Origin of the sequence: Siphonobacter sp. BAB-5405, from assembly GCF_002872335.1 — a bacterium.
In the GTDB taxonomy this organism is placed as follows: domain Bacteria; phylum Bacteroidota; class Bacteroidia; order Cytophagales; family Spirosomataceae; genus Siphonobacter.
On the sequence record NZ_NJAG01000139.1, the window covers coordinates 1 to 1449 of the forward strand.

The window sequence follows — 1449 nt, forward strand, 5'->3', positions numbered from 1 at the left end:
ATTTAACGAATGTTTTTTCGAACTCTGCTCAAGGATTGCTGCGTAATACCCAGATAGGAAGCCACATACGAAAGCGGGATGCGGTTGATAAGCTTCGGGAATTCTTCCATAAACGATAGATAGCGGGTGGTGGCATCTTCAGAAACCAGCGGGCTTCTGCGTTCAATCGCCTGAGTCATGCATTTCTGATAAATTTTGGCCTCGATCTTATCCCAACCTACAATGGTATTCAGAATATCTTCCCAATCTTTTCTTGAAAATGCCAGTATTTTGCAGTCAGTTACTGCCTGTATGTACTCCGAGGCGATTACCTGCGTGTGGAATTTTTGATAATCGACCACGAAGTTTCCCTCCTCCACAAAGTAGTTGGTAATTTCTTCGCCTTTGTTATTGTAGTAGCAAAAACGAAAGACACCCTCCAGAATAAAACCCACCTGCTTCGGAATTTTCCCGGCTTCGGAAAAATAGTCGTCCTTGTGCAGGTCAAGTTTTTTGGCTTTGCTGGCAATAAGATCGGTTTGCTGTTTGTTCAGATCACCAAATTGCAGGATATAATCAGTTAGTATTTCCATCGGCAAAAATTAACGCCAATCGTTAGCAGTTCATTTACCATATGGTAAAAACGAAGCGAATGGGTTTAACAGGGCCGAATCGCTGGTCTTATACGGAGGCTCACTGATCCGTTGAAGCTGAATCAACCCGGTTATTTCCTCAATCACCGGATTAAACCTGTAACTCCGTTTGTGAAGCAAACATTCATGAAATGGCTCCTGCAGAACGACCTCTTCCCCAACCTACGCTGTTCGGCTGGGGATACCTGAAAACCTAGTTTCTTACGGATTGGAGTCAGCATAACCTGCTTTCTGTTCTTTGTACTTCAGCTCCTGTTCATCTTCCTCACTGACATTGAAAAAATTTTCAGCCCGCAAACGTTTGCGGTAATGATGTCGCAAACGTTTGCATAAAAGTTTAACTAAAACGTGTTTTAATTACATTTTTCTTTTTATTCTATTTGCTCCCCTTAGACAAATGAAATAAAAGATGAAAAAAATTATTATTTGCTTTGTTGCTTCTAGGGGGATATACCAGCTTCGCACAATCAGTAGTAGCAACCTTGAAGGGACGAGTAGTAGGTTCCAAAAATGAACCCCTTCTGGGGGCCTCCATTGCCTTATTACCGGATAACAAATACTTCATTACCGATCAGGACGGAAACTTTACGCTGGAAGGTCTCCCTGCCGCGAGGGAGGTACGGCTTAAGTTTTCATATTCCGGCTATACCGCTACGGAACGCGTAGTGGATTTAAGTTCGGGAACGGCCCCGGATCTGGTGGTGGTTCTGCAGGATGACCCGCTGGAATTATCCGCCGTTGTGGTCACGGGGGTGGCGAATCCGGTTTCCAAGCTTACATCCAGCGTCTCGATTAGTACCATTAAAGTAGATGATAT

Annotated in this window: 2 protein-coding genes; one reads left to right on the plus strand and one right to left on the minus strand. The window is 43.9% G+C overall.

What is annotated here, in order from left to right; all coding sequences use genetic code 11:
- Positions 1-2: 2 nt before the first annotated feature.
- A complete protein-coding gene (locus BWI97_RS26595) occupies positions 3-572 on the minus strand; it encodes a Crp/Fnr family transcriptional regulator (RefSeq protein ID WP_102203455.1) in 570 nt (189 codons plus the stop codon).
- Positions 573-1114: 542 nt separating this feature from the next.
- Between BWI97_RS26595 and BWI97_RS26600 the strand changes: the two genes are divergently transcribed.
- The coding region (locus BWI97_RS26600; protein ID WP_199182129.1) for a carboxypeptidase-like regulatory domain-containing protein at positions 1115-1449 on the plus strand (335 nt) is incomplete at its 3' end.